General features: G+C 45.4%; 2 protein-coding genes. Both read left to right on the plus strand.

Going from position 1 to position 1,586, the window contains the following annotated elements:
• On the plus strand, window positions 1-940 hold a 940-nt coding region (locus P8O70_14660; GenBank protein ID MDG2198091.1), incomplete at its 5' end, for a DUF1479 family protein.
• A 346-nt stretch (window positions 941-1,286) separates the two neighbouring features.
• Window positions 1,287-1,586: FAD-dependent oxidoreductase (locus P8O70_14665; protein ID MDG2198092.1), on the plus strand; the 300-nt coding region annotated here is incomplete at its 3' end.

The following is a 1,586-nucleotide window of genomic DNA, read 5'->3' on the forward strand; positions in this document are numbered from 1 at the left end:
ATATATCGAATCCAATCAGTACTATGACAAAGAAATTGAAAAACGTGGTCTGGACCAATACTTCAGTCAACTAGCTTCCGGTCGACCACAAATTTTCGGTTTGTATTGGTCCAAACCTCAAATCGAAGCACGCCAGTCTGAAGAACTAGCGTCAGCAAGAAGATGGTTGAATAAGCTCTGGGATCATAATCAGTCTGGCCAACCAGTCTTCAATCCAGATCAAGAATGCTCCTATGCTGATCGATTGCGTCGACGCCAGCCCGGCGATAGCACCCTTGGCCTTTCACCACACGTTGACGGGGGTTCAGTGGAGCGTTGGCTGGATGAGGGCTTCCACAATGTTTATCGACATGTTTACTCTGGGGAATGGCAAAAGTATGATCCCTTTGCAGCGGCTCATCGTACCGAGACAAAAGAGATCCCTTCTCCTGCCGTCTGCCAGATGTTCCGAACATTTCAAGGATGGACTGCCTTAACACCACAAGGACCCGGTGAAGGTACACTTCAACTCATTCCAATTGCCAGAGGAATGGCCTGGATTCTTCTCAGGGCATTGCAGAATGATGTTGCCGATGACGATCTCTGTGGAGCAAAAGCTGGAAGAGCTCTCTCCATTCTGACTGACTACCACCAACTGCTACTGAAAGCTTTGGTCCCCATTCCAAAGGTTCAACCTGGTGATACTGTGTGGTGGCACCCAGACGTCATTCATGCTGTAGAAGATCATCATCAAGGAAATGACTACAGCAATGTCATGTACATTGGTGCGGCCCCTGATTGCGAAAAGAATCAGATTTTCCTCCACAAGCAAGCCGAAGCCTTTCTACAAGGACGATCCTGTCCTGACTTTGCCCCAGAAGACTATGAAGTCGATTTTGTCGGAAGAGCTCAATTAAGTAATTTAACTGAGCTAGGGTGCCTGCAAATGGGACTATCATAGTTTAGCAAACCTATCCCACTCAACGTCTACTGCAGACAGTTTTTTCAGGTCTGCTCCCCTCTCGAGATTTGAGCATTACACTTCCTGAAAAGTGTCTCACGAATCTCCACCTAATCGAAATCCACATCGAATCAAGGCTCACGTCCTTAATTTTCCCCTTCCAACTTCTCCATATTGTGAAAAACCATTTTGAAAAATAGCTGGTAACCAAGTTGGTTATCAAAACAGTTTCTTAATTTTTAGTTGTCAGTTTTCATCAATAGAGAAATTATTTGACAAAAGTAATCGATAATTGCATCGTATTCTTAATTCTCTATTGAAGAGGCCAATTTTTTGAGGATGGGATATGCAGCGCGATGAACAATTAAAGAAGATTACTGAAGAACCACTTGATGTGCTTGTCATAGGGGGAGGAATCAACGGAGCAGTCTCCTTTGCGGCACTTGCAGGACAGGGCCTCAAGGTTGGTCTGATTGATCGAAAGGACTTTGCCAGTGAGACAAGTATGCACTCCTCCAACCTAGTGTGGGGTGGCATCAAATATATGGAGAGCTATGAGTTTGGTCTCGTTCGAAAGCTGTGCATGTCGCGTAACCAGTTGATGAGGGCCTATCCCACTAACATACGAGAACTCCGTTTCTTTACC

This window comes from SAR324 cluster bacterium (assembly GCA_029245725.1).
Classification (GTDB): domain Bacteria; phylum SAR324; class SAR324; order SAR324; family NAC60-12; genus JCVI-SCAAA005.